This is a genomic window from Leptospira kirschneri serovar Cynopteri str. 3522 CT (assembly GCF_000243695.2).
Taxonomy (GTDB): domain Bacteria; phylum Spirochaetota; class Leptospiria; order Leptospirales; family Leptospiraceae; genus Leptospira; species Leptospira kirschneri.
In genome coordinates, this window is record NZ_AHMN02000005.1 from 1 (window position 1) to 25000 (window position 25000).

Genomic DNA, 25000 nt, shown 5'->3' on the forward strand with positions numbered 1-25000 from the left:
CCATGGGGTTTCGAGATGTTATCTTTTCAATTACATGCTTTGGTTGGAGGACCTGGGTGGAGAGGAAGATTTTTTTGTGAAAACTTTGAACCAAGGAGTTCCTAGCTTTCATTGGACTTACAAAATGATCTGGAAGATAAACAGAAGACAAAATCTCATTTCGAGAGAATTACAATTCGAACCAAACCCAATGACAAGCCAATACCCCTACTCTATTAACAAAAGTTAGCTATTCTAAAATAAAACGGTTAAACTTACTTTTTCAGAAAAAATTTCTTACTCTATCCTACGGAGTAGCAAGCTAAGAATCTGTATCAAAACTTCAAACAAATTTTATAGATTGAAATTTCTGATCAAGAAGGATGCAGGAATGAGAATGATTTTCATACACGCAAACAACAAAAATCAAAAACCTGTCCCAAACAAAGATAGGATAATGAGAAACTGCCGGAAATTTCGTAGAATAAAAATGCAATGGCCACTATGAAAACCCACCAGCTTATTATAAATTTCTAAAATACAATCCTTTATACTTAAGGCAAAATCAAATTCAATTTTTATTATATCTTTCTAAAACCAAACGAAGATAATCCGCATCGGGAAATTTAATCAGAAGATTTTCTAAAAGTTTAATTCCTTCCTGGGTTCTACCAATTTCAACTAAAGCCGAACCTTGTAGATAGAGCATCTCCGGAGAAAAACGAAAACGACCACAAAGTTCCAACGATTTTAAAAACTCTTCGAACTTTTTTTCAAAAAAATAAAGCACCGACTTAGCCCTTCTAGTCAGATAAGAATCCGGAAGTCTTTCTTCCACTCCACCGATCTCCTTTTGAACGTTCGAAGATTCGGTGGAATTGAGCAGGATCAAAAGTTCAAAAGGACTCAAAGTGTAAACTAGATGATTTTTTTTCAAGAGCACATAACGTTTTTCTAGGGATTCGTCCTGACTTTGTAAAATTTTATCCTGTAGAGAACCCAATAAAACGGACCTTCCATTTTTTTGTTTTTCCCCTTCAAGCCAAGCCTTTCTATATTCCTGAGGATAAATTTTTCTAAGAGCGAAATAAGTTTCCAGATAACCGTGTCGAGTCGAATATGTTTTAAAAAAAGATTCCTTTTCTTCAGAACTCAATGATTCGATCAAAGTAAGAATCCTTCTTTCAATCGGGAACACCGTTCTAAATCCGGTTGTTTCGTGTTTAAAAAGTATCCAAGCGAGTCCAAGTAGTCCAGGTTCTTCTCCGGTGACCACCAGATCATAAACCGTGTCCCTATCCTCTAAACTAAGGCTCCCCAATTTCCAAAGAACTCCGTATTTCTGAAAACGAGAAGAACTTTCCTCTTTTAGAAAATCTGAATATTCAATTTTTCCCATAAGAGCTAAAAAACGTTTTGCTTCCACGATAAACGGAAGGTCTTGATCGTATACCTGGGTTAATTCCAAATATTCATCTAAATTCTGTTCGTGTAAAAGGAAGGATTGTAATACCTGAAACACTTCCGGATCGGCCTGGTGTTCCTCAAGTGCCCTTTCCAAAAGTTCCTCAAAGAATATCTTGAGCAGATTTTTTTCCCTTTCCGAAAGACCTTCTTCTTCGAAAGGAGAAGACGCATCGGTTTGAAAACGAAATTCTCCAAATAAGTTGATTCTCAAACTGGAAAAGGGAGAATGTACTTCGTTGAGTGCACCCGAAAAATATTCTAAAATTTTAGATTTGAGTCGGATGATTTCCGGATTTCGTGGAACGGGGCCTTCCGATTTTCTTTTTTTGACTAGAATCGCAGGGGCTTTTTCCACATAAGATGAGAGTGTAATTTCGGGCCAAAGATTGTTCGATTTTTCTTTTTCCAGGATTTGCATGAGAATTTCCTTTTTGCGATTGAATCCTTAGGCCGAAAAGGTAACTAAAGAATACGAATGAAAAAATTCGCCCTGACCAGCCTACTCGTCTTCATTTTCGGCAATATTTACGCAAACGATGATCTCAAATATCTGATCAAATCCTATAGTCTTCAAAAAATACATCGTATTTTTCAGGAACGACATCCCGGAACTGAATCCGAAGTTTATGCATTAGTTAGATACCACGAAGAACATCCAGACGGACATCACGATAAAAAATTCTACTATTTAGTTTCTATTCTCAAAGGCAAATTAACTTCTCATCCAACAAGACAAGATCTTCTGGATATTTTACATTCCCCCTTACCGTCTAACTCGGTGATTACGAAACTTTCTCTTTGGAAACTCTATGAGGAGGTTTCCCGCAGAAAACTCCTGAACAAAATAGAATTAATCGATTTTTTAAAAAAATTGCCGAGAGAAAACGATCCACTCAGTCAAAACGCAATTTCAGAAATTTTTAAGATCTATTACGAAGCCGGAATGATCCGAGAATGTCTGGACTTTGCCAAAAGTTTTTCCAATCGGGAACGATCCGAAATTTTTTCTCCTATGATTTGGTACCGTTATGCGAAATCTCTCTACAAATCAGGAAACACCGAAAGCGCAGAATCCATATTTTATTCCATTTTGGAAGATCCTTCCGTTCTTTCTTCGGTTAAAAAATTTATCTTGGAAGATCTTCAAGTCTGGAAAGGAAATTCTTTTTATTCCTCTCTTACTTCAGAAAGGGCTGCTTTGTTTCTTCCTTTTTTAAATTCTTCCGAAAAAAGACATCTGATCGCGTCTAAAGATCTTGAAAAAGTTTCTTTTTCTAAAGCGGAAGCGTTTCGTAATACTGCGAGAGTTATCCTTTCTTATGAACCGGAATTACTTCCCGATTTTTTTAGAAGAAATTCAAATTTAGCAAAATACAACCCAGATTTTACCGCGGTTATGTCGAGGGAACTTTCCAATCAGAATTTTTCGGGCAAGGCTCTGGATTTGTTAAACGAATCCGGAGTCGAAAAAAACGACGAGGTTCTTTATAGTTATGCCAGGGCTTTTAAAAAACAAGGAAACAAAGATCTATATTTCAAAAATCTAATAGATTCTTTAGAAAAAAGTCCCACAAATTTAATCCGACAAGACGAACTGATCGATCTTCTGATCGGCAATCACGAAAACTTTTTAGGCGACGCATATTGGAAAGACGCTCTCAGAAAAATTCCGGACCTTCCCGTCAAAGGAAGACTTGTATATTGGTATCTTAGATTCCTTAAAAAAAACGGTAGAACCGAAGAACTCAATTCTTGGCTTAAATCCTATTATAAATATATTCCTGGTTCTTATTATACAAGAGTCATTCGAGAAGAATTCCAAGAGGAAATTTCAGCGTTCCCTCTTCCTTCTAATCCTACCTCCAATAAGGATAGTTTATTTGAATATCTTTCTTTAACCGCAGGAATTCCTGAACTTTCCGGAAAAATTTTAGGAAAGGATTTAGACTTTGCCATTCAGTCCGCAGCGTTTCAGTTAGACGGTAAAATCGATTCCGCTCATTCTAAAATTAGAGGAAATAAAATTCTACAATCCGCAAAAGAATATTTAGAAGTAGGAGAGATGAGTTACGCACTTTCCTTAGTTCAAAAATACAAACTCCAACAAGGAATTAGTGACAACGAAAAGGATGAAATTTTAGCCGCACTTGGAGAACAAACCGGAACCACTTATCTCACCGTCTTTCATACTAGATCTCTGATGAAAAAAGAAAAAATCAGCGACGATGTGATTCTACTTCCCTCTAAACTTGCGGCTAGAATTTATCCTAGACCACATAGAGGACTTGTAACTTCCATTTCTCAAAAACTTGGAATCGAAGAAGACATCATCTACGCAATCATGCGCCAAGAATCTTTTTTTAAAGAGAACGCTGTTTCCGTTTCGAACGCAAGAGGTTTGATGCAGATCATGGGTCCTACTGGTAAAGAAATAGCCAAAGGAATGAATCTAAATTCTTACTCACTATTTGATCCTGAAGTTTCTATCGAAATGGGTGCACGATTTTTACGCTATCTTGTTGCTTCTCACGGAAACCTTCAATGGGCTTCGATCGCTTATAACGGAGGTCCTGGAAATCTTCGTAAATGGAAACGAAATCATTATCGTGGAGACTTCAATCATTTCTTAGAAGAACTCCCTCTCAAAGAACCTCGCGACTATTGTAGAATCGTTAGTTCTAACTACTACAACTATCAGAATTTACGAAAGTACAAAAGACTTTAAATTTTTTAGATTGTCTCTCTGATAGAAAGAATAGGATAGGAATCTGAAACAATTGAAGCGCACTTTTTGAACGCCGTCGCAAAAACGACAAACATTTATTAGGAGAATAACATGGCAGAGGTAGCAATTCTGAAAATCGATGGGAAAGAATACGAACTCCCGATCGTAATAGGCACCGAAAAAGAAAAAGCAATCGATATTTCTAAACTCCGTCAACAGACCGGATATGTAACCTTGGACAACGGATATTTAAACACCGGAGCCTGCACAAGTGCGGTGACTTTTTTAGACGGAGAACTAGGTATCCTAAGATACAGAGGAATTCCGATCGAACAACTCGCCGAAAATTCCACATTCACCGAAGTCGCCTATTTATTGATATACGGAAAAATTCCTTCCGATTCAGAATTGAAAAAGTGGAACGACGAACTTACGATGCACACCTTAATCCACGAAGACCTGAAACGTCTTTACAACGGATTTCCAAAAGACGGTCACCCGATGGCGATCATGTCTTCTATGATCGGATCTCTTTCCACTTACTATCAAGATTCTTACGATCCGGAAAACGCGGAACACAGACATATTTCTATGATCCGTCTTCTCGCTAAGTTTCCTACAATCGCCGCATTCGCTTATAAAAAATCCATTGGACAACCTACGATCCATCCTTTGAACAGTTTGGACTATTGTGCGAACTTTATGAACATGATGTTCTCCGTTCCAAGCGAGGATTATAAAATCGATCCGGAAATTGTAAAAGCGTTGAACTTATTATTGATTCTTCATGCAGACCACGAACAAAACTGTTCCACGTCTACGGTGCGTTTGGTGGGATCTTCTCTCGCAAATTTATACGGAGCGATCTCTGCTGGAATTTGTGCTCTTTGGGGACCTAGACACGGAGGAGCCAATCAAGAAGTATTAGAAATGTTGCAAGAGATTCAAGCGAGCGGTTTGCCCGTGAAAAAGATCGTAGAAAAAGCAAAAGATAAAAACGACTCTTTCCGTCTTTCCGGATTCGGTCACAGGGTTTATAAAAATTTCGACCCACGCGCAAAGATCATCAAAAAAGCATGTGATTCCGTATTAAAAAGATTAGGCGTTCAAGATTCTTTATTAGATATTGCTAAAGAATTGGAAGAAACTGCTCTTCACGATCCTTATTTTGTGGAAAGAAAACTCTATCCAAACGTAGACTTTTATTCCGGAATCATCTACCGCGCTCTTGGGATTCCGGTCAATATGTTCACAGTGATGTTTGCTATGGGACGTCTTCCCGGTTGGATCGCTCAGTGGAAAGAAATGATAGAATCTCCGGATATGAAAATCGGTCGTCCAAGACAAATCTACACCGGTTCCACCGAAACTTCCTATAAAGAAGCCAAGAAAAAAGCCTGAACTCTCATTCTACAAACTTCCGGTTTCATAGATACCAATTGAACCGGAAGAGCGAAATTTCCATCCGACGTGGACATCCCTGGATCTTCAGCGGCAATCTTTCTTCCGCAGCATCTTCCTTTGTCAATGGACAATGGTTGAATTTAGTATCAACAACTAACACTCCTTTGGCGACCGGAATTTATTCTACGACAGGCCTGGTGGCAATTCGGGTCATCCAATTTTTACCTTCTTTTTCAAAAGAAAAAATGAGAGAAAACTTAATTTACGCTCTCAAAAAAAGAAACGAACTTAGAAAAATCACAAACGCATATAGAATTTTACACGGAGAAAATGATTTTTTTCCGGGAGTTACAATCGATCGATTGAATACAACCTGGGTGGTTCGAATTTATTCTTCTTCTTTACTTGTATACGGAAGATGGTTGGTCTGGAATTTATTTGATCTATGCAAAAATTCTAAATTAGGAGAACCTCAACCAAAACGGATTTTATTTGATCCTCCCGAAAAAACCGGCGAAGATAAAATCGATTTCAAAAAAAAGGATCCGGCAGACCATTCCCAAACGTTTACTTCCTCCGAAAGATTATGGAGAGGAAAACGACAATCCACGAAAAACGGAATTAATTTTACAAAAGAAAAAACAAAACATTCCGTACAAAAGAAAATCCATCACGTAGAAAAATATAAAATCCGAGAAACGATCCGACTGTATAAAATAAACTTTCCGATCGAACTTCCAGGTCAAAAAGGAGGAATTTTTTTAGACCTTAGAAATCTACGTAAATTTCTTCTCGAAAAAAAAGAACTGAGCAAAAATAAAAACTGCCTTCATCTGTTTTCTCATACCGGACTTACTTCCATTTGTATGGAGGTCGCGGGTGCGGCTTCCGTTCTTTCCGTAGACGGTTCTCAAGAAGCGTTAGATTCCTTTCAAAGAGTTTTGAGTTTAAATAAAAACAAAGGAAATTGTAAACATAGATTTTTACGGAAAAATATCTTTAAAGAATTAGAAGAAATTCTACAAAACAAATCATTTGGAATGATCGTAATCGATCCACCTAATCTCACTCCGGATGCAAAATCTAAATCAAACGCTCTTAAATCCTATTCCTATCTTTTTGCAAATAGCCTTTCATCTTTGGAAGAATCGGGGACGATCATACTTTGTTCTTGTTCGGGAAGAATTCGATCAGAAGAATTAGAATCGCTCGCAAAAAACATTCTTCAATCGAAAGGATGGAAGTTTGAACGTTTTATAAGTTTAAAACCGGAAGTGGATCATCCGATCAGAAAAAATTTTCCGGAGGGAAATTACTTTAAGGTGCACATCTATGAAAATTGCAAAAAAAATTGAATCATCAAAAACGAATCCGCAAAAAAAATCGCCTTCCCTAGAAAAATTTTCAAAAATAAACCAAGAAGTAATTGAGTCCGGTTCCTATAAATTAATCGACTCCGGAGATTTCCGAAAATTAGAACAGATCGGGCCTTATACGATCATCCGCCCTTCTCCCGTCTCCGCCTGGCCGCCCACAAAACCGGAACTATGGAAAAATTCACACGGGGAATACGTCCGCTCGGATAAAGGAGGAGGTTCCTGGCATTGGCACAAAAAAACAGATGAGGAATTTTATATTCGCATTTTAGAATATTCTATTAAAATAAAATTTACTCCGTTCGGTCATCTTGGAATTTTTGCCGAACAGTTGGAAAACTGGAAAAAAATCCGAAAACTTTCTTCTCAACTCAAAAAAGAAGACGAAGTTCTGAATCTATTCGCTTATTCCGGAATTTCCACCTTGGCAGTGTTAGACGGTGGAGCGTCCGTCTGTCACCTGGATTCTTCCAAAGGGATGGTGGACTGGGCAAGGGATAACGCAAACGTCTCTGGTCTTGCACAAAAAAAAGTCCGTTGGATGGTAGAAGACGTATTGAAATTTTTGAAACGGGAAATAAAACGAGGTAAAGACTATAGAGGTTTTATCTTGGACCCTCCTACGTTTGGAAGAGGTGCAAGCGGAGAAATATTCAAGATAGAAAAAGATCTTCCGGAACTTATGAATCTTCTAATGGAATTATGCGGAAACAAACCTGATTTTATAGTACTTACCTGTCACTCTACCGGATTTAGTCCTCTGGCTCTACAAAGAATTTTAGACGGAAGAATCCGCAACAAAGGAAGTTTTCACTTAGGAGAACTTTCCATTCCGGAAACAAGTGGAAGACTTTACCCCGCGGGTTCTAATTGTATTTATGTATCGGAGAAACTTTCGCTTTGAATGATATTCCATTTTTAGAAATTACCAGTTTTTCAAACGAAAAACTGAAGACGATTTCCAATCTCAAAGAAAAAAAACATAGAGAAACTTCGGGGCTTTTTTTTATAGAAGGGTATCGTGAAATTCTAAGAGCGCAAAAATCCGGAAAGATAAAATTCCAAAATCTACTTTTTTCTCCAGAATGTTTTTTAGGAGAAAACGAATTTGCACTTATCCGTTCGATCGGAGCCAAAAACATCAAAGTTCCTAAAAAAGTTTTTGAAAAAATTTCCTATAGAGACAGACCCGACGGGCTGATCGCAACCGCGTTTTTTTTTGAAACTGGATTAGACAACTTGCAAAACAAATCAAATACATTCAAAAATTTGAAACCGATTTTAGTGATCGAAGGCGTAGAAAAACCCGGAAATCTAGGAACGATCCTGAGAACCGCAGAAGGAGCTGGATTCCATACAGTACTTGTGGCCGATCCAAAGCTGGATCTTTTTAACCCCAATGTAATTCGTGCTTCTACAGGAGCCCTTTTTACTTTGGAAGTTTATCTGGGAGAAACAAAACCGATTTATGAAATTTTAAAAAAGAACCAGTATCGAACATTAGCCGTAACACCAGAAGCCACCAAACATTACTACAACACGGACTTAAAGGGTAAAATAGCGCTCGTTTTCGGATCGGAACAATACGGTCTTTCTACTTATGCAAGAAACAATTCCGACGAATACGTTTCACTTCCTATGTTCGGAGAATCGGATTCACTCAACTTAGCGATGTCGGCCGGAATCGTTATGTACGAAGTCATTAGACAAGTTTCCGTTTTATGAAAATCACTTATTACGTTAGCGGTCACGGATTTGGTCATATCAGCCGATCCATGGAGATTATTCTTCATTTACTTAGAAGTTTTCCAGATTTAAAAATCGATCTTGTAACCGTTCGAGAAAAATTCTTAGAAACTCTTTCTTTTTCGGAAGAGGATACCAAAAATCTAGGACGCCTGCAAGTTCGCAAAAGGGTCTTGGACGTAGGTATGATCCAAAAGGATTCTCTTTCCGTCGATATTGTCGCCACAGAATCAGCCATCGAAGAATTCGATTTACAAAAATCATATATTCAAATTTCTGAAATTGAGTCCTGTCTAGACTTTGGAACGGAACTAATCATTTCTGATTCGGCATCTCTTCCATTTAAAATCGCCGACAAACTCAAGATCCCGTCCCTATTTATAGGAAACTTCACCTGGGATTTTATCTATTCTGGTTATACAAAAGAATCTTCAATTTTTGAAAAAGCAGCTCGGTCAATCTACGAAGAATACTACCACGCCACATTCGGCCTACTTCTTCCTTTTAACTGTCCCGCAAATTCTTTAGCGGAACAAAAACAAATTGGCCTTGTGGGTCGAAAACCTTTTTTAAACAAAAATGAAGCTAAAGAATTTTTCAAACTTCCAAAAGATAAAATTCATCTTTTATTTTCGTTTGGAGCTTATGGAGTAGAAACGTCTCGATTTGACTGGGAAAGATTCGATCCAGAAAAATATACAATCGTACTTTCAGGAACAGATTTTGATCTATCACAAATTCCTAATAAACAAAAAAATGGGATTGTACGACTTTCCAATCTTCATTATCCGAATCTTTTAACCGCCTGCGATTTTGTGATTACAAAACCTGGCTACGGAATCTTAAGCGAAGCGGTATATGCCCAAACCCCGGTTCTTTACACGGATCGAGGTAATTTCCCCGAAGTTCCTTATCTTCACAAAAGTCTAAACGACGAAATTCGCTCTTCTTATATTTCTAACGAAGATTTATTTTCATTTCAATTGGATAGATCATTACAAAAAGTGAATGTGTGGAAAGGAAAATCTTCTACTCTTCTTGAAAGAGACGGGAGGGAAGACGTAAAACACGCAGTTGCAGTTTTTCTAAAATTGATTTAGAAACGAATTCCATTTTTTTATTTATCGTGAGTTCGGCATAACAAATGCGAAAGCGATTGTAGCGGAAATTCCGAAGGAATTGGAGCGAAAAGCGCGGTCGTGAGCCATTTTAACTATGAAATTTGCGAGCGATTCGCCCCAATTTTCTTACGTCGAACTCACGTTATTTATCGTAGTGACCACAAAAAAGAATAAAAACCAAAAGTAGATTTTTGTGAAAATACCACATGTCACAAACTTGTTTCAAAAATTAAAATGTGAAATCTACTTTAAAAAACCAACGTTAGATTCAATTTTGAAAATTTATACGTCTTTGATAAAATCGATCGTTTATTTTTGATACTATTTTCATACGCTCGAATAATAAACCGGAATCATTCATAAATCTACAATTTCACCCATCGTCCAAACTCGCAGAGCCGGTAACTTATCTTTTTTTTCAGAATGTAATTTTTTAAGATAAAGTGGAGCTTCCGAAGGAAGGTCATCTCCAAGCGCAAACGTTCCCCAATGAACCGGAAGAATTAAAGAAGAGCGAAGAATAGAACTCGCCTCCAATGCTTCCTTCGGTCCTATATGAGCCGGTTCCATAAACCATCTAGGTTTAAACGCTCCGATGGGAAGTATGGTCGCAGAAAATCCCTGAGTAAAACGTTTTCCAATTTCCGAAAAGTGTTTTGAAAAACCGGTATCACCACCAAAGTATATTCTAATATTCTCAAATTCGAATGCATAACTTCCCCAATGATATTGATTCATATCGGTAAGTCCCATTCTGCTCCAGTGTTTTGCGGGAAGAAAATGAATTTTGGTTCCCGCGTATTCTGTGATCGTCCACCACTCTTGTATTACCACATTTTCAAGTCCTTCGTCCTTTGCAAATTCACCCATTCCAGAAGGAAGATGAACCGTAACTTCCGGAAATAACTTTTGTATTTTTTGAATCGAATCTATATCTAAGTGATCTCTGTGTGCGTGGCTAATCACCACAACATCCACCCCAGGAAGATCTTCTGGTTCGATCGGAAGTTTAGTAAGTCGCTTAACAAAAGGAGGGACTCCCGTAAATATCGGATCTGTAAGGATGTGCATTCTTTTACCGTGAAAATTAGAAGCGATCCATACGGTGGCATGTCCGAACCAGACAATTCTTACTTTACCTTCAGGAGCCAGTAAATCCTCTTTTTTTATAGGGATTACGTCCGGAATTTTTTCCAAATCTCCTTCTACCGTGGGCGGATCTTTAGGTCCTAAAATTTTCCAACGTAGGACCGAAAAGAAACTCTTATTCAATCTTACATCTTCTTCAATATTATGATACTTTCCATTCTGAAAATGAGAAGAACGAATTCTCTCCGGATCGATTGGAAAACAGGTTTCAAAAAGAAATAATAGAATAAACAAGAAGAAGATATGTTTCATAAGGGTGAATCCAGAGATGTTTTCGATTTATATTGGTCCGTTATTTTGAATAATCAATGTATGTGTTTTTGAGTGAATCAGCTTCTTCACATTGAACACATTCAATTCACTTCAAACTTTAAGAAAATGTAGTTTGAAATAAATCATAAAGTAAAATCTTGAACCTGCTATAAATCGTTCAACTCCAATTTTCTCAAAAGATACTTTTATAAAATTCACAAACAAAAATCTTATAATCAAATCGCAATTCTGCGATCATCATTAGAGTTGTTGAAAAATTAATTCTCCATCTGTTTCTATTTTATGCAAATCGGCAATTGAAGCAGTTTTGTTAATCGCCACTATAGAATTTTTCAACAACTCTATTTTACAAAAAATACATCTATAGAGGTTCTCTGAAACACTACAAAACAAAAGAATTACAATTCAGAAAAACGAAGATAGTATAAAATTCTATACGATTAAACATATTGATCAAAAAGAAGAAAATGAATATGTTGCAAAGCATTTGTAAGATGTTCACCCCAATGGGTTTCGAAACCAAATTTCCAACTCCATAAAGAATGTTCTACATAAGAGAGTTCTCTCCTATCAAAACAATCTAAAGCACTTTTCAGGTCAGAATAAAGTTCACCTAAATCATCAGATAGGGCACCTATTGCTAACTCAGGTTGAGTCAAATCTAAAGGTGCCAAAGATATATTATAAAAATTGTAACTACCGAGTAAAGATGATAAGGACTTTTCATATTCGCCAGATTTAGAAATGACTTTGGTAAATTTGTATTGCAGTGAAATTTCTGGAAGATCGAACACACAAGTATAGAGATAAGCAATTGACGCCGCAACCTGACGCAAAAAAATACACAATTCTTTTTGATTATCAATCGATTCAATGATTTTACAATACTGCCTGACTGCTTCAACGAAACTTTTAATTTCAGGAAGATGACTGGTTGATGAATCTACAATAATGCTCATAAAATATATATTACAATGAATCTTAGTATAATTATAAATAAATTGACAAGATAAAAATATTAAATTTAACTCAATATTTGATTATTTTATAAAGTTTACATTAGAGTTATTGAAAAATTAATTCTCCATCTTGTTTCTATTTCATGAAACGGTCGATTGAAGTGAAGTAGTTTTGTTAATCGCCGTCATGAAAATTTTCAACAATTCTATTACTAAAAATTTTATTTAGTAATTTTTTTTTCATTTTAATTACTCCAAATGATATTATATTTAATAGAATTTATCACAAAATTATATTTTTTAGATTTACTCAAAAAGAACCTCATACATACTTTCCTTTCAAAATGCCAAATTTAGAAATCAAGAAAATAAAAGCTTTATCGATCATTTTAACTATTTCAAAATTAGAATTAATTTTGGATTCCCCGGGTTGATTCAAAATAGCAAAAATGATTTTGAATACAGAAACGCATTATTATAGTAAGATATTTGAATCTATTTTATTTCTTAATTTTTATCTACTTCATAAAAGTTACGAAGGGTTTTGATTCTATCCGTTCTATTTTTATATTAAAGAATAGATTCGATCAGTTTATAATTTTAATACAAAGGGAGAAAATAACTTGAACGATAACATTTCCAAAGGTATAGATGAGGTTTTTTGTAGTTCCTGTGGTTCGGTTATAAAAAAAGCCGCCGAAATTTGTCCTAAATGTGGAGTCCGTCAAAAGGGAAACGTATCCGACAACTGGTTAATTACATTTCTATTATGTTTATTTTTAGGAGTGTTAGGTGTACATAGGTTTTATACAGGTAAGATCGGCACCGGAATTCTTATGTTAATCACGGGCGGCGGTTGTGGAATTTGGGCCTTAATCGATTTGATTATGATCCTACTTGGAAATTATAAAGATTCCCAAGGCAATCCAATTACAAGAAACTAATAGAATAGAGTTGTCGAAAAATGAATCCTCCATCTGATTTATGGAAACGGTCGATTGAAGCAGTTTTATCAATCGCCACTTTCAACAACTCGAATAAAGATTCACCTTATGTTGTTATCAAATTTTTAAATTAAAACGGCATAAGGCGATTTTATGCTAAAATTTCAAAAAAAGACTAAACTCGCATTAGTTTCCTTTGGAACTTTTATATTTTATAATATTCCTCCCAAATATATGAACGGTAATTATACCGTTTGTCTTTTTAAGCTCATATTAAAACGAGAATGTTTTGGCTGTGGCACTGTCAGAGGTTTTTGGTGTATTTTACATTTACGATTTGAAGAAGCGCTTCGATTCAATCAGATAATTTTTATTACATTTTCTCTATTTGTCTTTTGTATTCTATATTGGACATTTAATATGGATTTCCGTAAATTAAAAAGAAATCTTCTGGGGATTTAAAATAATTTATTTAATTGATTCATAAAAATTAGAATATTCAAAATTCAATTTATATCGAGAAACAAACAACCTTTTAGGGCTGTTGAAAAATTAATTCTTGATCTGTTTCCATTGTATTGAAATGTACAATTGAAGCAATTTTGTAAATCTTCACTATGGAATTTTTAAATAACTCTATTATTTACTTCACAACCCAGCTTTACAATGAAACTCTGAAATCTGATGTTCCAAGCGCCACGTAGAAACCTTCCGGAAAAAACAAACCGAACGATTGCAATTTTACTATGTGCATTTTTTATTTCCATATACTTTTGGGATCTAATTTCTATTAGATCCTTTAATATATTCTATATTTTGAATATACCTGACTTGGTGTCGAGTCAGATTCAAACTTTTTCTTTCTTAGAACTTTTAGTCATAGACTCGAAAATCGTTTTCAATACAGATTTTCCAAAATGGATTTACGTTTTGAACATTTTCAAATTTATAGGATCAATTTTCATTTCGATTCTATTATTTTTCTTATCTACAATTTTTTCTTACACTTTGTGGGCCTTAATTCACGAATGTGTTCACGGAAATTTTTCGAACTCTCGAAGTGAAAACCGCTTTTGGGGCAGATTCCTTTGTGTTCTTTTTGGAACTCCGTTTCAAATCGTTAAAACAGCTCATCTGGTTCATCATAAATTCAACCGCTCCGAAGGAGAGCGGATCGAATATATAGAAAAACATGCAGGCCCAATTTTATTCCAAAAATTTTTATACTACGTCAGACTTTTTGTGGGAACGTATTCATTAGAAGTGTTAGGTGGTTTTCTTTTAAGTTTGCCTCTTTCTTTTACTACACCCTTTGCGGAAAAATATCTTTCCAAGTTTCCGGTATATAAGACTTTCTTTAAACAAATTCAAAAACCTGAAATTGTTCGGGAATTAAGAATCGACTCTCTATTCGTTCTTATTTTATTCGGATCTGTTTTTTATCTTTGTGGTTCGAACACAATTTTTTTAATTTTAATTCTCATTCTTAGAGGATGGATCGTTTCTTTTTTGGATCATTCTTATCATTATGGAAAAGAATTAGAAAACGTAAATTCTGCTTACAATCTATACTTGCCGAAATTTTTCTCCTACCTATTTTTGAACTTCAACTATCACAGAGTACATCACCGTTTTCCAGGTTGTTCTTGGAACCGTCTTCCAGTTCAATTTAAAAATTCAAAGGATAGTATGGATCTTTCTTTATGGAAACAATCCATTCGACAACTTTCAGGACTTTTAATCCTTCCAGAAAAATCGAATCCTCATAAATCAATTTGATTGTCAAAAGGGAGTTTTTTTACATTCTGTCGTTTAATGTACTATAACCATAAGAATGTATTAGATACGGAACAGTTCTCAAAAACGGATCTTGATTTTCTCATTGAGAAAATTAGAGGTATGGAACGTCTTGTAGAACAGAATAAGGCGTTTGGAATTCTTACCGGTAAACTTTTAGCTTCTCTTTTTTTCGAAGCGTCTACAAGAACCAGACTTTCTTTCGAAGCGGCTATGGAACGTTTAGGCGGAAGAGTGATTTCTACGGTTGGGTTTCAATTCTCTTCGATTTCTAAAGGGGAAACGTTGTATGACACCATGAAGATGGTGGAAGCTTACGCGGATATTGCAGTCATTAGACATCCCGTAGAAGGTTCTTCCAGAATTGCGGCGGGAGCGGTAAAAATTCCAGTCATCAACGCCGGAGACGGAGCGGGACAACATCCCACTCAAGCAATTTTAGATCTTTATACGATCATTTCCGAAAAAGGAACGTTAGACGGTTTGACGGTTGCATTTATAGGCGATTTAAAATACGGAAGAACAATTCATTCTCTTATCAATTTACTCAGACACTATAAGGTTCGTTTATTTCTGATTTCTCCTCCCGAACTCGCTCTACCAGAATCCTATAAAAAAGCCCTACAAGGTTACCCTCTTACTCTGGAAGAAACGACGGACATCAAAGCGGTTTGGGATTGTGACGTAGCTTATGTAACTAGAATTCAAGAAGAAAGATTTCCAGATCATAAAGAATACGAAAGACTGAAAGATCTTTTTAAGATTAACAAAGAGTTGATTCTTGCTTCCAAAAAAGAAACTACGATTCTTCATCCACTTCCTAGAGTAAACGAACTTTCCACGGACGTAGATGATCTACCAAACGCGGCTTATTTTAGACAAGCAAGATACGGTGTTGTAAGTCGTATGACCCTTCTTTGTCTTTCTTTAGGACAGGATTTCTAATTTCCTTGGAACGGAAACTCTGGACATATCAAGAAGCTCGTAAAATCCTACCTATAGTTAAAGAAATTACGGAAAAATATTATTCTTATGTATCGGAATTAGCCGTTCAACTTCGGGATACAATTCTTCCCGAAAACGAAATGGAAAACAAAGAGGAAGAAATTCGAAAGTTAATCTTTGAATGGTCTTCCAAAATCCAAAAATTTGGAATCGAAGTCAAAGGTCTTTGGTTGATCGACTTCGACAATGGGAACGGATATTATTGTTGGCACTTAGGAGAGGAAGATCTTCTTTACGAACACGGTTACGAAGAAGGTTTTGCCGGAAGAAAACGAATCGACAAGGATCAAAAAGATGGCGAACATCAATGAAAATTATTTAAAACTAAAAGCAGGATATTTATTTCCAGAAATTTCAAAACGAGTCAAGATTTACTCCGAAAAAAATCCTTCGGCAAAAATCATTCGTTTGGGTATCGGAGATGTTACTCTTCCGATCGTTCCTTCGGTTGTGGACGCAATGGTAGAAGCTTCTAAAGAAATGGGAACCGTTGGAGGTTTTCACGGCTATGGTCCCGAACAAGGATATTCATTTTTGCTAAAGTCAATTGCGGATCATGACTATGGTTCACTTGGAATCAAAATAGACGAAAGCGAAATATTCGTTTCCGACGGTTCTAAATGCGATTGTGGTAATATTCAAGAAATCTTTTCTACGGATTCTAAGATCGCGGTCGCAGATCCCGTTTATCCCGTTTACGTGGACACAAACGTAATGGCTGGTAGAACCGGCGAAATCGGCTCAGACGGCAGATATTCTAATTTGATCTATATGCCTGCCACGAAAGAAAACGGTTTTCAGCCTGAGATTCCTAAAGAAAAAGCGGACATCGTTTATCTCTGTTATCCGAACAATCCTACCGGAACCGTAACCACAAAAGAATCCTTAAAAGCTTGGGTTGAATACGCTAAAAAAAATAACTCCATCATTCTTTATGATTCCGCATATGAAGCTTTTATCAGCGAACCTGGAGTTCCTCGTTCTATTTATGAAGTAGAAGGCGCTAAGGAAGTTGCGATCGAATTCCGCTCCTTTTCTAAAACCGCTGGTTTTACAGGTTTAAGATGTGCTTATATAGTCATTCCTAAAGAACTCAAAGGAAGAACTCGTTCCGGTGAAGAAGTCAGTGTTAATTCTCTTTGGAGTAGAAGACATACTACTAAGTTCAACGGAGTTTCTTATGTAACTCAAAAAGGTGCGGAAGCTTGTTATTCCCCTCAAGGAAAAAAAGAAATCCAAACTTCTATCTCTTATTATATGACAAACGCTTCTAAGATTCGTGATGGTTTAAAAAAAGCCGGTTATGAAGTTTTCGGAGGAGTTAACGCTCCTTACATTTGGCTAAAAACTTCAGATAATCTTTCTTCTTGGGATTTTTTTGACAGACTTTTAAATAAAGCTCAAGTGGTCGGAACTCCGGGCTCCGGTTTTGGTCCCGCGGGCGAAGGTTATTTCCGTCTCAGCGCTTTTGGTAAAAAAGAAGACGTAGAAGAAGCGATCACAAGAATTGTATCTCTTTAAAAGCGGGAGTTCCCACGTTTTAGAAACAATTTTACAGTAAAATTTTGTCGTGCAGTAGTTCCCACAAATTAAGTCGCATTTGGCAATTTGCGAACTTTCAAGCAGTTCTAATGTCGTTAAATTTTCGTAATAGTTCCCACATTTTAGGAAAAGTCTTAGTTCCAAAATCAAACTCCATTTTTCTGAATTTGTGGGAACTATTACATTTTTCTAAACGTTTTAGAATCGAAGGGACTTTCTAAAGATGTTATGTCGGAAATTTATAGAAAGTTCGCAAACTTTCCGACATCGTAGAAACTTCGTCATTTCATTAGAAATTTCTAAAATAGAATGATTGATACCTTTTTCAGGTTTGACACAAGCTATTAATTAACGTGAGTTCGACGTAAGAAAATTGGGGCGAATAATAAACTCAGGTGCAACGAGGGTCGTCGTCGCAGCTCGCAAATTTTATAGTTAAAATGGCTCACAACCTAAAACGCGATCCATAGAGAGCGTTTTACTGAGTTTCAAACGCGATCCATAGAGAGCGTTTTACTGAGTTTCAAACGCGATCCATAGAGAGCGTTTTACTGAGTTTCAAACGCGATCCATAGAGAGCGTTTTACTGAGTTTCAAACACGATCCATAGAGAGCGTTTTACTGAGTTTCAAACACGATCCATAGAGAGCGTTTTACTGAGTTCTTTTCGCTCCAATTCCTTCGGAATTTTTCAAACTTAGGCGCTGCTCTCTACGGATCACAGCATAATAATCGCTTTCGCATTTGTTACGCCCTGCTCACGTTAATTAGATCTACAGAATAGAATACCTAAAGTTCTTTCTCCGAAAAGGGAATTCCTTTCAAAAGTTATGATACTCTAATATAACGCAAATTTGGCGTAAGAATAGGAGAAAGAATTTTCTAGAAGTAGTAGTTCCTACAATCTTAGAAGTTGTTCGTAAAATCATGATTTGTGGTAGTTCCCACATTTTCGGAATTGATCGAGAATGACGGAACATTTTCTTACGAAAGTAAAAACTCCATTTACTACCCGAACGCATAAAATGGTACCAAAAATTAATGGGAAATTTTTTTAAAAGAAGCCCTCTCAAAATTGCGCTAAACTTAGAATCGTTGGCTTTTTTGTGTGAGATCCCACGTTTTAAATTTTGAAACAGACTTAAGAATAGTATTATTTTCATGCGTTCGAGTAGTAAAATTAAAATTCTTTTAGCAAATTTCAGAGAAACGACCGTTTGATTAAAAATCTCTAACTCGACAAAACCCCGTTTCAGTGCAAAATAATAGGTATTTTATTTTATAGTTCTGAGTAAGCAAAAATATTCATTCTATATTTTTTGACATCAAACCTCATTTTACACGAAAACAAAAAAGAAATCATAAATAAATGACTTAAATATAAAAATTTACCATCTACTCGCTGTTAGTTCCAAACACACAATAAATGCAAATCACAAAAGCATTTACCATTTTTTTGGTAAGCATAGGCTGTCTGGTTTTTGGAACTTGCGGCGAACAGAACAGCGATGAAAGTAAAACTTTGCTGCCTATCTTGGAGATTTCCTCCTCCAATCTTTTGGTGAACCCTACAATGATAAACACCCAAAACATGAGTGTCGACCCAGAGTCTGAACCGGAACGTACCATGGGGCTGGGGAATCAGAAAGGATTTTCCATGGCACGGCAGAAATGGTGCTGTAACGTTTACACTCAATGGAAAAGGTTATTATGGTCTGGGTATCGATAACAACAGTACACTCCGGTCAATAAAACACAGGAAATCATGGCGGTTTTAAACCGCCGTGATTTTTACGATTCTAAAGAAAAGATAAAAGGAAAGTAAATGTTTACCATAAAAAGATCAGTTATCTTATTTATCATTCTTATCGTATTTACGGGTTGTGATCAACCTAAACGAGAAAAACAATCTGTAGACCAAGCTTCTTTAAAAGAAGCGAAGTTCCAAATCAAAACTTATCAAAGTGATTCGGGTGGATACGGTTATGACGTCTTTGTAAATGCAACACGTATGATTCATCAACCAAATATACCGGGCCAGGAGTTAAGGGATTCGATCTAGAAAGCCAAACCGAACAAACAGCAAATTTAGTTATTGATAAATTACGGAGTGGAATTATACCACCTACCATAACGGAACAAGAAATCGATTTGATTCTTAGATCTAAGAACCAGACGACTAAAAATATAACTCGACCTTAACCAAGTATAACTTCCGATTACAACCGAACTCATTGTTTCACACTTTTGCTAAAAAGAAAACGTGGATAAAACGAGACGATCAAAAAATTAAGTCATTCTATTAAAGCAAACAATAACTGTACTTTCAAAATATAAGAATCTACGATTCACTAAAATCTTAAAAATCTTTTTGACAAATTCGAATTCTTTCTTAATACAATCTTTCTAGGAAGAGGATAAGTAAAAATATTTCTTCTCGATTTTTGCCTATCCGAAATAACTCAGACAAAGAAAACAAGTTATATTCAATGATGTAATATCAGAATGGTACATTATGATTTTAATTCTATGAAAGTTAACTCTGGGATTCAATAAAGATTTCTTAAAATACATTGAGAACAAAAGACTAAAGGTCGCCGATTGGAAAACAAATCAACTCAGAACAAAAATCGAGTATTATCCTTGGATTTATTCCGAGGAATGACCATCGCCGGAATGATTCTAGTAAATAATCCTGGATCCTGGTCTTTTATCTATTCTCCCTTGAAACACGCAAAATGGAACGGCTGCACACCAACGGATTTAGTCTTTCCGTTTTTTCTATTTGCAGTGGGAATATCCATTCAACTTTCAGTATATTCAAAAAATAAAATTCATAAAAGTAAAATCTGGTTCGGAATTTGTATACGAAGTATCACACTGATTTTGATCGGACTATTTTTGAACTTTTTTGGAGAATGGTCTTTTTCAGAACTCAGGATTCCAGGAGTACTTCAAAGAATCGGATTTGTTTATTGGATAGTAGCTTCTTTACATCTTATACTCCCAAAAAGAATGATATTAATATCCTGGATTCCTATCCTACTCGTTCACACCTGGGTCTTGATCCAAATTCCAGCACCCGGAGAATCGATCGTCTACTTAGAACCGGGAAAAGACATTGGAGCCTGGATTGATCGAAACGTATTTGGAGAAAATCATCTATGGAAATTTTCCAAAACTTGGGACCCCGAAGGACTTTTTAGTGGAATTTCATCGATCGCAACTTCTTTGTTAGGCGTTTTTTGTGGGTCTATACTTTCTTCAAAAACAAATGAAATTAAAAAACAGATTTTAAGTATTTTCGGATTTGGAATCTTACTCGTGTTAGTCGGTCTATTATGGGATCAAAACCTTCCAATGAACAAAAGTCTCTGGACTGGAAGTTATGTAATTTATACAGCGGGTCTAGCTTTTTTATCGATAGGCTGTTTTGAACTCTTAAATTTTCTGCTACGGATAAAAAAATGGGATCAGTTGCAATCAGAAATTATTTTTCAACCTTTTCTCGTATTCGGCAAAAATGCGATTTTAGTCTTTGTGGGTTCCGGACTTCTTGCAAGAACACTTAATCTTTGGATTATTGTTTCAGAAAACGGAAAATCAAGTAGCATTAAAACTTTATTCTATTCTAAACTTATTTTCATAGGAAATTCACATTTAGAATCATTAATATACGCAATTTTAAATCTATTGTTCTGGTGGATAATTTTAAGCATTCTAGATAGAAAAAAAATCTATATCAAGGTTTAAAACTACACAAACCCACATCCATGGATAAAATTAGATTTTAAATTGAATATCAAAAGTAAAATAGAGTTGTTGAAAATTAATTCTTGATCTGTTTGTATTGGATTGAATGGACAATTGAAGCAATTTTACGAATCTTCACTATGGAATTTTTCGACAACTCTAATGATTAAAATCTAAAATAACGTGAGTTCGACGTAATAAAATTAGGGCTAATCCGGCTTACCACAGGCAGCCGGACCGCGCTTTCAGCTTCGGTCAAGTTATTATAAAACTACAGAATCAGATTCAATTTTCATAAAATACCAATAACTTGACCCTAAAACGCGACCCTTAGGAGAGCGTTTTGCTGAGTTTCAAACGCGACCTGTCAAACGACCCATGGGAGTGAGACGCTTTAGTTTGAGAGAGCGTTCTGCTGAGTTTCTCTACGCTTCAATCGCTTTCGCATCGGATTTTATAGAATTTACGTAAAACGGCACTTCGGGATAAATATTTAGATGCTCAATTCTATAGAGATGAGTAATATCTAAAAATCCGGCTTTTACAAAAATTAAAAATACCAAATAACCCATGTCTGAAAAGTAAAATGCCGCATCAAAAAAATAAAACCATCGAAATTGAAATTATCTGGTGATCAGATAAAAATTACTGATCTCTATAAAATTGAGTACCGTTAATTTTATCACAAAGCACTGATTCCATGCAAAATATTAGGTGTTTTATTATATAGTTACGAGTCGTAGTTCGATTTCTTTTAAAGTTTTTGAAGCCATGTAAAAAACATTCAATCTTTCAACTTTGTTTATAACGTTTTAATTCACAACCATCCGTATTGTTCATATTCTATCCTTTCTATGTGAAGTAATAACTTTTATTTCGTAATAATATAAAACGTATTTATCTTAACCGTCACTATTCTTGCTTCATCACCGATCATCAGTTGATAGAGGTTGTTGAAAAATCAATACTCCATCTGCTTCTGTTTCATTGAAACGATTGATTGAAGCGGTTTTGTTAAACTCCACTACGGAATTTTTCAACAACTCCATTAAAGATCTATTTTATAAAGCCTTTAGCTAAAACTATATGAGTTTTCAAAACTTGAAAAATTATAGAATAGAGATAAAATACAATTCACATATATGTATAAAATAAACGGATTATAATTCGCTTCCATTAAAATATTCCAAATAATCAATATTCTCACATTCATTGAGAAATGAAAAATGACAAAAGGTGAAAATGATGAAGAAATTTTTGATAATTTGAATCAATTCCTTTTTTATTAGGAATTCTAGACGATTTATATACATCAGCAAGAACATAATCGTAATGTTTAATAGAGAAAGAAAAGTTTGGAAACGTTACTTCTTGGCTTGAACTTGTAGAATAAGCTGGGTTCGTAAAGACGGATTTTTGCATACACTACAATCTTCGTCTCTTTGTGTAATAACAAAAAACGTAATTTAAAATAGGCTTTTTCAGATAGAACGCGGATTAAAAGCAAAATACCAACTCTTTCAATTTTTAAAACTTCCATTTCTCAGGCTTTTAAACTTTAAAAACGTGAGCATTCTCACTAAAAAGTTTCACAATAAAGGATTTGTTTAAAAAAATTTACAAGAGATGTAATCTGTATTATACGAACTTCATCACAAAAAATGAATATTTAAATGAAAATTAATTTAAAAATATTGGAAACGTTTTGCTTAAAAGATTTTAACACAGTTCTAAACTCAGGATAACGATCGAAACTAAAATGTAATTGATGTAGTGTGCTCCTCATCCACTAATTGACTGTATCTTACCCATAGCTTATAACAGAGTGTTCAGTATTTTGCAGCAAAACAAGGCTTTGTAATAAAAAATCATGATACTCAATTTTATAAAGATCAGTAATTTTATATATAAAAAAGGGGAAGGTAAGTATGAAGCGTTCGATAGTTCTTGTAATAGTTTTATTAGTCTTCGTAGCCGTTAGCTTCGAATACATTGTAAACCATACACATATCCACGCTTCCTCAAAGACCGTTGACTCAATCATTCAAAAACCTACCGATTCACCAAAAGACAAACCAATCAAAGTCAATGTAAGTGGCGGAGGAACATTTTGTTATGGTCCTACTTTTAGCGGTGGTGAAAGTTACATCGTAATTGAACAGTGTTGGCAAATGCACGTTAAGAATGCAAGATACGACGTGTTCCAAAGAATTTCGTATAACGTCAACAATACGTGGTTATGCATCACTGCTCCGGAAAAAGTATTTAGAGGGGAAGAAAACTGGGACTATGTACATCTCAGACCTTGTACAATCAACGATCCTCTGCAAAGATGGATCGTAAAAGACAACTCGTTTTGGACTGCGGATGAGCGTTATCAATTGAAAGATACAAATTGGTACGGCTATATATCAAGAAATTCTAAAGATAGATACAACCATACATTAGATTCTTCCATGGATGACTGGATTCAAACAATAGCCACTCCTGGAAACATCAGCGTTCAAACTTCTATCGCTTGGGATTTGCAAACTACTGAGGGAAATGAACGTTATTTTATTCGCTGGGGAGGTTCGGATAAAAATACCACACCTCTCTACTACAATCCTGAAAGTGGACATTTGGCTCAGTATGACCCGGTGAGTGGTTCTCTCTATTGTATGTATTCTAACGTGGGTAAATCGAATTGGAATTGGGTGACTTGGGCATCGTGTAGTGACACAGCGATCAGCAAGGAGAATCCGACTTTTTGGAACGTCTCTTTTCAAACCGAAGAAGGAGGAATCATCACAGATTATAAAGGCAATTTACTCAGAGTAACCAGATATGGAAGCAATTGGGGAGTTGCCTATGCAGCTAAACCTTCTTATTTAGATAAGGATACCACCAATAGTCCCACTTCTTTGTTTGTAGTCGATAAAAGTTTACTGGATTGGACACGTTATACGTCATCTAATCTTGGAAAGACAGATCAATATTGTCCAGCTGGTAATCACGAAAGTATTCTACATAAAAGAGTCAAAAGAACCTTACCACCCGACTTTCAATTGACCGAGGAATGGATCCAAAGACTTTATGATATAGCCAGGACGGATTCGAATTCGCATACGGCACTAGGGGTATGTGGTGTTTGTTTACTTCAAGCCCTTCAGATGATAGCAGAACTACAGGAGTATCATTCTCAAGGACCTCTTCAGAGTGGAGGTTATTTCTTCGATACGGCTCCTTATACCGATCCTTTTATATCGTTTAGGCAACGTTATCCGTTATTGAATATGTTATTATCAGATGTACCTACAGTGTATAGTTCTGCCGGTAGAACAACCAGACAATTAGGATTAGCATCCGCTAGAACCGTACTCCCCCAATACAATTGGACTCTCTCTTCTGAGTTCATTACTCGGTCTGAAATACTATCTCATATTACCTCACTCATAGCTTCTCCCTCTGGAAGTATTTGGTTGGCGATACTAAGACTTCGTCGTACAAATGGAGTTAGGGGCTGGCACGCAGTTCCAATTCTGAGAACTTCTCAGGGGTTAGTGGTAATTAGAACAAGGGCATCCTTGACGTCACTTGATAACTACAGACAATCTTTAACACCTACTACGGATCCTTTTCTAATAATCGATAACTATCTAGAAAGACCAGACCTGTCTCTAGAAAGACTTACGACGATACAGCTAGGAGAGGTTTACTCTAATACTTTTGACTTCATCATCTCCAACAGAAACTGCACCGGAGAAGGAGATAACAGAAG

The 25000-nt window shown here is 35.8% G+C and carries 20 protein-coding genes (1 of these 20 cut by a window edge); 16 read left to right on the top strand and 4 right to left on the bottom strand.

Annotation, left to right across the window (positions count from 1 at the left end; genetic code table 11):
* On the top strand, positions 1–229 hold a 229-nt coding region (locus tag LEP1GSC049_RS220050), incomplete at its 5' end, for a DUF1564 family protein (RefSeq protein WP_025186026.1).
* Between the two features lie 321 nt (positions 230–550).
* On the opposite strand, the gene LEP1GSC049_RS220045 is transcribed toward LEP1GSC049_RS220050, so the two are convergent.
* Entirely contained in the window at positions 551–1864 is a 1314-nt protein-coding gene (locus tag LEP1GSC049_RS220045) for a hypothetical protein (protein WP_016560539.1), read from the bottom strand.
* A gap of 57 nt (positions 1865–1921) precedes the next feature.
* Between LEP1GSC049_RS220045 and LEP1GSC049_RS220040 the strand changes: the two genes are divergently transcribed.
* The 6 genes from LEP1GSC049_RS220040 to LEP1GSC049_RS220015 all read left to right on the top strand — a co-directional run bounded on the left by LEP1GSC049_RS220040 (position 1922) and on the right by LEP1GSC049_RS220015 (position 9797).
* Positions 1922–4171 carry a lytic transglycosylase domain-containing protein gene (locus LEP1GSC049_RS220040; RefSeq protein WP_004762597.1) on the top strand — a complete coding sequence of 750 codons (2250 nt, stop codon included), beginning with the start codon at positions 1922–1924 and terminating at the stop codon, positions 4169–4171.
* Between the two features lie 111 nt (positions 4172–4282).
* Positions 4283–5572, top strand: a complete 1290-nt coding sequence (locus LEP1GSC049_RS220035) for a citrate synthase (protein ID WP_000852462.1) — start codon at positions 4283–4285, stop codon at positions 5570–5572.
* A 38-nt stretch (positions 5573–5610) separates the two neighbouring features.
* Entirely contained in the window at positions 5611–6930 is a 1320-nt protein-coding gene (locus LEP1GSC049_RS220030) for a class I SAM-dependent rRNA methyltransferase (protein ID WP_025183286.1), read from the top strand.
* Positions 6908–7855 (top strand): class I SAM-dependent methyltransferase, encoded by a 948-nt coding sequence (locus tag LEP1GSC049_RS220025; RefSeq protein ID WP_004768519.1) that lies wholly within the window; start codon positions 6908–6910, stop codon positions 7853–7855. Before LEP1GSC049_RS220030 ends, LEP1GSC049_RS220025 begins: the two co-directional genes overlap by 23 nt.
* A complete protein-coding gene (locus LEP1GSC049_RS220020) occupies positions 7822–8676 on the top strand; it encodes an RNA methyltransferase (protein WP_016750438.1) in 855 nt (284 codons plus the stop codon). The genes LEP1GSC049_RS220025 and LEP1GSC049_RS220020 overlap by 34 nt, the downstream gene beginning before the upstream one ends.
* The gene (locus LEP1GSC049_RS220015; protein ID WP_004758556.1) at positions 8673–9797 is read left to right on the top strand and encodes an arabinose kinase; all 1125 of its coding nucleotides are present in this window, start codon (positions 8673–8675) and stop codon (positions 9795–9797) included. Before LEP1GSC049_RS220020 ends, LEP1GSC049_RS220015 begins: the two co-directional genes overlap by 4 nt.
* A 378-nt stretch (positions 9798–10175) precedes the next feature.
* Here LEP1GSC049_RS220015 and LEP1GSC049_RS220010 read toward each other — a convergent pair whose 3' ends face one another.
* Positions 10176–11219 (bottom strand): MBL fold metallo-hydrolase, encoded by a 1044-nt coding sequence (locus LEP1GSC049_RS220010; RefSeq protein WP_004758574.1) that lies wholly within the window; start codon positions 11217–11219, stop codon positions 10176–10178.
* 461 nt (positions 11220–11680) lie between these two features.
* Positions 11681–12199, bottom strand: coding sequence for a DUF5063 domain-containing protein (locus LEP1GSC049_RS220005; RefSeq protein WP_004751103.1), 519 nt, complete (start codon positions 12197–12199; stop codon positions 11681–11683).
* A 623-nt stretch (positions 12200–12822) separates the two neighbouring features.
* Between LEP1GSC049_RS220005 and LEP1GSC049_RS220000 the strand changes: the two genes are divergently transcribed.
* The 8 genes from LEP1GSC049_RS220000 to LEP1GSC049_RS219965 all read left to right on the top strand — a co-directional run bounded on the left by LEP1GSC049_RS220000 (position 12823) and on the right by LEP1GSC049_RS219965 (position 21240).
* The gene (locus LEP1GSC049_RS220000; protein WP_004758516.1) at positions 12823–13143 is read left to right on the top strand and encodes a TM2 domain-containing protein; all 321 of its coding nucleotides are present in this window, start codon (positions 12823–12825) and stop codon (positions 13141–13143) included.
* A 153-nt stretch (positions 13144–13296) separates the two neighbouring features.
* The gene (locus LEP1GSC049_RS219995; RefSeq protein WP_004751105.1) at positions 13297–13605 is read left to right on the top strand and encodes a DUF2752 domain-containing protein; all 309 of its coding nucleotides are present in this window, start codon (positions 13297–13299) and stop codon (positions 13603–13605) included.
* Between the two features lie 459 nt (positions 13606–14064).
* Complete coding sequence (locus tag LEP1GSC049_RS219990; RefSeq protein WP_370622397.1) at positions 14065–14922, top strand: fatty acid desaturase family protein; 858 nt, start codon at positions 14065–14067, stop codon at positions 14920–14922.
* A gap of 36 nt (positions 14923–14958) precedes the next feature.
* On the top strand, positions 14959–15885 hold the full coding sequence (pyrB, locus tag LEP1GSC049_RS219985) for an aspartate carbamoyltransferase (RefSeq protein ID WP_004751090.1): 927 nt from the start codon (positions 14959–14961) through the stop codon (positions 15883–15885).
* Positions 15886–15890: 5 nt separating this feature from the next.
* Positions 15891–16256 (top strand): DUF2203 domain-containing protein, encoded by a 366-nt coding sequence (locus tag LEP1GSC049_RS219980; RefSeq protein ID WP_004750955.1) that lies wholly within the window; start codon positions 15891–15893, stop codon positions 16254–16256.
* A complete protein-coding gene (locus tag LEP1GSC049_RS219975; RefSeq protein ID WP_004758566.1) occupies positions 16240–17466 on the top strand; it encodes an LL-diaminopimelate aminotransferase in 1227 nt (408 codons plus the stop codon). The genes LEP1GSC049_RS219980 and LEP1GSC049_RS219975 overlap by 17 nt, the downstream gene beginning before the upstream one ends.
* Before the next feature lie 1846 nt (positions 17467–19312).
* The gene (locus tag LEP1GSC049_RS2000000229230; protein ID WP_004758494.1) at positions 19313–19549 is read left to right on the top strand and encodes a DUF4907 domain-containing protein; all 237 of its coding nucleotides are present in this window, start codon (positions 19313–19315) and stop codon (positions 19547–19549) included.
* A gap of 539 nt (positions 19550–20088) precedes the next feature.
* Positions 20089–21240, top strand: a complete 1152-nt coding sequence (locus tag LEP1GSC049_RS219965) for an acyltransferase family protein (RefSeq protein ID WP_016748011.1) — start codon at positions 20089–20091, stop codon at positions 21238–21240.
* A gap of 1209 nt (positions 21241–22449) precedes the next feature.
* Here the strand turns inward: LEP1GSC049_RS219965 and LEP1GSC049_RS2000000228655 are convergent.
* A complete protein-coding gene (locus LEP1GSC049_RS2000000228655) occupies positions 22450–22662 on the bottom strand; it encodes a hypothetical protein (RefSeq protein ID WP_004750930.1) in 213 nt (70 codons plus the stop codon).
* Positions 22663–23168: 506 nt separating this feature from the next.
* Between LEP1GSC049_RS2000000228655 and LEP1GSC049_RS219955 the strand changes: the two genes are divergently transcribed.
* Positions 23169–25000 carry the 5' portion of a DUF1561 domain-containing protein gene (locus tag LEP1GSC049_RS219955; protein ID WP_016560561.1) on the top strand. 82 nt of this gene lie beyond the right edge of the window, so the window shows 1832 of its 1914 coding nt (coding positions 1–1832); the start codon lies at positions 23169–23171; its stop codon lies off the right edge, out of view.

Excerpts from the sequence above, each read along its gene's own strand:
- LEP1GSC049_RS220045 (WP_016560539.1), bottom strand. The coding sequence starts at position 1,864 with ATGCAAATCCTGGAAAAAGAAAAATCGAACAATCTTTGGCCCGAAATT.
- LEP1GSC049_RS220040 (WP_004762597.1), top strand. The coding sequence starts at position 1,922 with ATGAAAAAATTCGCCCTGACCAGCCTACTCGTCTTCATTTTCGGCAAT.
- LEP1GSC049_RS220035 (WP_000852462.1), top strand. The coding sequence starts at position 4,283 with ATGGCAGAGGTAGCAATTCTGAAAATCGATGGGAAAGAATACGAACTC.
- LEP1GSC049_RS220025 (WP_004768519.1), top strand. The coding sequence starts at position 6,908 with ATGAAAATTGCAAAAAAAATTGAATCATCAAAAACGAATCCGCAAAAA.
- LEP1GSC049_RS220015 (WP_004758556.1), top strand. The coding sequence starts at position 8,673 with ATGAAAATCACTTATTACGTTAGCGGTCACGGATTTGGTCATATCAGC.
- LEP1GSC049_RS220010 (WP_004758574.1), bottom strand. The coding sequence starts at position 11,219 with ATGAAACATATCTTCTTCTTGTTTATTCTATTATTTCTTTTTGAAACC.
- LEP1GSC049_RS220005 (WP_004751103.1), bottom strand. The coding sequence starts at position 12,199 with ATGAGCATTATTGTAGATTCATCAACCAGTCATCTTCCTGAAATTAAA.
- LEP1GSC049_RS219995 (WP_004751105.1), top strand. The coding sequence starts at position 13,297 with ATGCTAAAATTTCAAAAAAAGACTAAACTCGCATTAGTTTCCTTTGGA.
- pyrB (WP_004751090.1), top strand. The coding sequence starts at position 14,959 with ATGTACTATAACCATAAGAATGTATTAGATACGGAACAGTTCTCAAAA.
- LEP1GSC049_RS219975 (WP_004758566.1), top strand. The coding sequence starts at position 16,240 with ATGGCGAACATCAATGAAAATTATTTAAAACTAAAAGCAGGATATTTA.
- LEP1GSC049_RS2000000229230 (WP_004758494.1), top strand. The coding sequence starts at position 19,313 with ATGTTTACCATAAAAAGATCAGTTATCTTATTTATCATTCTTATCGTA.
- LEP1GSC049_RS2000000228655 (WP_004750930.1), bottom strand. The coding sequence starts at position 22,662 with ATGCAAAAATCCGTCTTTACGAACCCAGCTTATTCTACAAGTTCAAGC.